The sequence below is a fragment of the Frisingicoccus sp. genome (assembly GCA_016298055.1).
Classification (GTDB): Bacteria; Bacillota; Clostridia; order Lachnospirales; family Lachnospiraceae; genus Frisingicoccus.
The window spans coordinates 1-4,942 of sequence record JAEDDO010000134.1 but is presented as its reverse complement, the minus strand read 5'-3'; the positions used below and the strand labels follow the sequence as shown (position 1 = coordinate 4,942).

The 4,942-nt window shown below is 40.9% G+C and carries 4 protein-coding genes and 1 pseudogene; all 5 read right to left on the bottom strand.

The genetic code is table 11. From position 1 onward, the window contains the following. Positions 1 to 635: 635 nt before the first annotated feature. A pseudogene (locus QZZ35_RS09080) lies at positions 636 to 1,343 on the bottom strand (amino acid ABC transporter ATP-binding protein); the annotation flags it as partial. Beyond that, positions 1,340 to 2,023, bottom strand: a complete 684-nt coding sequence (locus QZZ35_RS09075; protein ID WP_291237109.1) for an amino acid ABC transporter permease — start codon at positions 2,021 to 2,023, stop codon at positions 1,340 to 1,342. The pseudogene QZZ35_RS09080 and the gene QZZ35_RS09075, both read right to left, overlap by 4 nt. A 13-nt stretch (positions 2,024 to 2,036) precedes the next feature. Further along, positions 2,037 to 2,861 carry a transporter substrate-binding domain-containing protein gene (locus QZZ35_RS09070; protein WP_291237108.1) on the bottom strand — a complete coding sequence of 275 codons (825 nt, stop codon included), beginning with the start codon at positions 2,859 to 2,861 and terminating at the stop codon, positions 2,037 to 2,039. Between the two features lie 82 nt (positions 2,862 to 2,943). Beyond that, positions 2,944 to 4,497 carry a ribonuclease Y gene (gene rny, locus QZZ35_RS09065; protein WP_330635644.1) on the bottom strand — a complete coding sequence of 518 codons (1,554 nt, stop codon included), beginning with the start codon at positions 4,495 to 4,497 and terminating at the stop codon, positions 2,944 to 2,946. Between the two features lie 132 nt (positions 4,498 to 4,629). Then, a partial coding sequence (locus QZZ35_RS09060) for a regulatory protein RecX (RefSeq protein ID WP_291237107.1) occupies positions 4,630 to 4,942 on the bottom strand: 313 nt, incomplete at its 5' end.

Below are 4,942 nucleotides of genomic sequence, written 5' to 3'. Positions count from 1 at the left end.
GCAATCTCAGAAGTCACAAGAGACTTTCCGACACCGCCTTTACCGCTCACAATACCGATGACATGCTTAATATGACTTTTTGCATTTGCAGGTGCACGGAAATCTTCTGCTTTTCTTGAAGAACAACCTTCAACACCACATGTGCTGCAGCTGGATTCGCTACATGATTCACTCATTTATTTTCACTCCTTTAAACATCGTAACTTTCATTATACTATATTATGATGTGGGTGTCAAAAGTATTTGCCCCATCTTTATATCTTTGCCTGAACCTCCCACACCCCATCTTTATTGCAGGCCGCAGTTAATTCTTTTGTATACCCTCTTAAAATTTTCTGATTCAATTCATCCAGACACTCATGTTCCAGCGGATTTGTATGGATAAAAGGAAATTCAATCCATATTTTATGATCTTTCCCGGATTCTTCCGCAAGAAAACGAATATTCATTTTTCCCGATTCTTCCGGATCAATACGTAAAAAAGGAAAAATCAGTTCATCAAACATCAATTCAATGCCCTGCATCTGTCTCCTGTCAAGCCCATATGGTGCTGCAAAATTTTTAAGTTCACTGCACAGAGAATAGATATCCACATCGTTTTTAGAAATCGTCCGCTCAAAAAGCCGGTTTCGGAACAAAAACTGTCTTGTCAGTTTTTTAGCGGAATTTTCAAAGATCTCTTTCGGCGTTCCCTGCTCATAAATGCTTTTTTCAGCCAAAAAAACAACTTTTGTAGAAATACTTTTTGCAAAACGCATTTCATGGGTCACAATCACACTGGTCATTCCATCCTTATTGAGACGCCTTATAACACTTTCAACCTCATCAACCATTGTCGGATCCAATGCGGATGTCGGTTCGTCAAACAACATGACTTCCGGCTTCATCATCATAGCCCTGGCGATCGCAACTCTTTGTTTTTGTCCTCCGGACAACTGACTCGGCATCCGGTCGCCCCGGTTTTCCATTCCAACCATCTCAAGCAGTCTTTTCGCTTCATCGATTGCCTCACTTTTCGGCATTTTCAAAACTTTCATCGGTGCTAAAATCATATTCTCCATCACATTCAAATGGGAAAACAGGTTAAAGCTCTGATATACCATGCCAAGCTTTCTGCGGATAAGTTCTACATTCGCATCCGGTGCCTGTATGTCTGCTCCGTCAATGATAATCTGACCTTCTGTGGCTTTTTCCAGCCTGTTTATACATCGGAGCAGTGTACTTTTTCCGCATCCGCTTCCGCCGATGATAACAACAGAATCGCCTTTATCAATCTCCAGATTTACATTTTCAAATATAAGATGATCACCAAAACTTTTCTTCAGATTCCTTATCGATATCACTTGATTTCATCCCCTTCCAGATGCTTTCTTCGACTGATCAGTGTTAGAATGCCATTTCCCACCCATCCAAGGATAAGGTAAAGAATCGATATGGCTACTAAGCCAAACATAGCATTCAGGGTTCTTGCGGTAACGATATCCGACGCACGAGTCAGATCTATAATTGCGAGATAACCGACGATCGAAGTTTCCTGTAATGTAATAATAAACTGATTTTTATATACCGGAAGCGCCATATCAACAGACTGAGGTAAAATAACATAGAAAAATGTCTGTATTCTGGAAAGGCCAAGTGTTTCTGCCGCCTCCACCTCTCCTTTGTTCACGGAATTGATCGCTGTATAAAATATCTCCGAAAGATAGGCTGCCGCCTTTAACGTCAAACCGAAAATAACGATCACCACCACCGACAGCGGTACCGATTTGAAAATAATATAGACTAAAAACATCAAAAGAACAAGTGTCGGGATCTGAATAAAAAAGGAAACGAGACAGCTGACGATCCGCCGGATCAGCCTGTGCTCCGACATCTTTATTTTACAGAATAAAGCCCCCAAAAGACTTCCGAACAGAAAGGATGTGAGTGTAAGAAGGATCGTCATCAAAAAACCCTGATAAAAAAACCGCCATCGGTTTTCAAAAATAAATGTTACATAAAATGCATTCAAAAAATCTTTCATGTCATCATCCCCTCTAATAGTCGATTACTGTTTGTATCTTTACTTTTTCCGGGTCTTCAATTTCAATAAATACAATATCCATTGGAAAATACCCGTCAGAGACCGTCGCCATCCCGGACAGCTCCACATCCTCTCTGTATAACTCCGAACAGCCGTAAAAGGACATATCCAGTTTTCCGCTGGAAACGCCCAGCTCACAGGCCTCATAGGTACCGTCGATAAATTCAGGCTCATATCCATATGCATTGGCAAAATGCTTCACTAATTCAATCTCGCATCCTTCGTACGCACCTGTATCAAAATTAATATAAGAAAAGGGATAATTATCCGATCCAACACCGACTTTGATCTTCTTGCCGCTTCCGACAGGTATGATCTCAGGCTCATAAACAGACGCATTCAAAAACCGGTCCATAATATCCTCATATGTATCCGTTTTCTTAAATTCACTGATAAAACAATTAAACTCATCCAGAAGTTCCGGTCTTGAAGGAGAAACGTAGGCATTGACATTAGCCCGTTTAATCGGTTCCTCAACGATATGACATCCTCCGACCGACTTCATTATATAAAGAGCATAAGGCTTTTCCACTGCAATCGCATCCAATCGATCATAACACAGGGCCATGACCATGGATGCCATCGTATTATACCTTATAAGTTCCAGATCATCGCGTCCGGTCAGCAAATAATCCGGCCCCCACGCAAGAGCCACACCCACACGTCTTCCCTCAAGATCATTGACATCGCTTATGGCCTCTCGTTTCTGATTCTTCGAACAGCCCGTCAATAGACATATAAAAACAAATATATACAAAAAAACTCTCACTTTTTTCATAACGCATCCTCAAACTTAAAAACCCTTGAAAGATATAAATCCTTCAAGGGTCTGACAATTCTGTTATTCTATAACAATGCTTTTATTTGGCATAATCTGTTACCCGTGATTCACGAATTACATTTACTTTAATCTGACCCGGATATTCTAATTCATCTTCGATCTTTTTAGAAATATCTCTGGCCAGCAATACCATGTCATCATCATTAATTTGTTCTGGAACTACCATGATACGAATCTCTCGTCCTGCCTGTATAGCAAAGGACTTATCAACGCCTTTGAACTCATTGGCGATATCTTCTAATTGTTTTAATCTGTTAGTATAAGTTTCTAAGGTCTCTCTTCGAGCACCCGGTCTTGCCGCTGAAATAGTATCTGCGGCCTGTACAATACATGCAATCAATGTTTCTGGTTCTACGTCGCCGTGGTGAGACTCTACTGCATTGATTACAACAGCAGACTCTTTATACTTACGGCATAAATCCACACCGATGGAAATATGTGATCCTTCCATCTCGTGGTCCACAGATTTACCGATATCATGTAAAAGTCCGGCTCTCTTGGCCATCCTTACATCGGCGCCTAATTCACCTGCCAGTAAACCGGACAGATGTGCCACTTCAATAGAATGTCTCAAAGCATTTTGTCCATAGCTTGTACGGTATTTCATCTTACCCAGCAAACGCACCAGCTCTGGGTGGATACCATGTACACCAACCTCCAGAGTCGCTGCTTCCCCCTCTTCACGAATCATGGTCTCTACCTCTTTCTGAGCTTTTTCGACCATCTCTTCAATTCGTGCAGGATGAATACGACCATCCACAATTAACTTCTCCAGAGCGATACGAGCCACTTCTCGACGAATTGGATCGAAACTGGATAAAATAACCGCTTCCGGTGTATCATCAATGATTAAATCAATACCCGTCATCGTCTCCAACGTGCGGATGTTACGTCCTTCACGTCCGATAATACGGCCTTTCATTTCATCATTCGGCAACGGAACTACAGAAATCGTTGTCTCTGCCACATGATCTGCCGCACACTTCTGTATCGCGGTGACCACGTATTCCTTCGCCTTTTTATTTGCCTCTTCTTTTGCCTTGTTTTCAAGGTCTTTGACTAACATTGCGGTTTCATGCTTTACATCATCTTCAACCGTTCTTAAAAGATATTCCTTTGCTTGTTCGGAGGTTAAACCTGAGATTCGTTCGAGTTCCTGTACTCTTTTCTGATTCAGTTCATTGACTTCTGCCAACTGTCTGTTTAATTTGTCCTCACGTGATGATAACTGACTTTCTCTCTTCTCAAGAGAATCCGCTTTACGATCAACCGCTTCTTCCTTGGCCAGCACACGCTTCTCATACTTCTGTAATTCAGATCTGCGTTCTTTGCTCTCCTTCTCAAGCTCATTCTTGTTCTTCAAAGCTTCTTCCTTGACTTCAAGAAGACCTTCACGTTTTTTGGTCTCAGCAACTTTCATCGCTTCGTCGATGATCTCACGAGCTTTTTCTTCTGCTGAACCAATCTTGGATTCTACGACTTTTTTTCTATAAGAAATCGCCACATTCCAAACGATAAGGGCAGTGATTATAACAGCTATAATGGTCATGATAACTGCATAAATAATCGGCACAGGAGCACCTCCTTATTAAGTTTTAATTGTACATAAATACAACACTTAAATTCTATACTTTTTTTATAATTATGTCAAGTAGAATTCCTTCCTCTACTGACATATTGACTAAATATTTGCAAAAATTTTGTCTCAAATGCCCAAATCTCTGTATACTTTTCGAATATCCGACATATGAAATCCATGACGGCCAAGATACCGTATCATCCGCTCTTTTTCCTTCATATCCGGTGCCGGTTCTTCTCCCCATTTTTTTAAAATAAGATTCCGTATCGTCTCCTGATCATCCGGAAGCGTATCCTCATCATCAACCAGTTCTCCAAGATGGATACCTTTTAACGAAAGCTCATACTCCAGCTCTCTCCGACTCTTTTTATGTTTACGATATTCAATATAATTCTTTGCAAAACGACGGTCATCCAGATAATGGTACTGATCAATATAA

Excerpts from the sequence above, each read along its gene's own strand:
- QZZ35_RS09075 (WP_291237109.1), bottom strand. The coding sequence starts at position 2,023 with ATGAAAGATTTTTTGAATGCATTTTATGTAACATTTATTTTTGAAAAC.
- QZZ35_RS09070 (WP_291237108.1), bottom strand. The coding sequence starts at position 2,861 with ATGAAAAAAGTGAGAGTTTTTTTGTATATATTTGTTTTTATATGTCTA.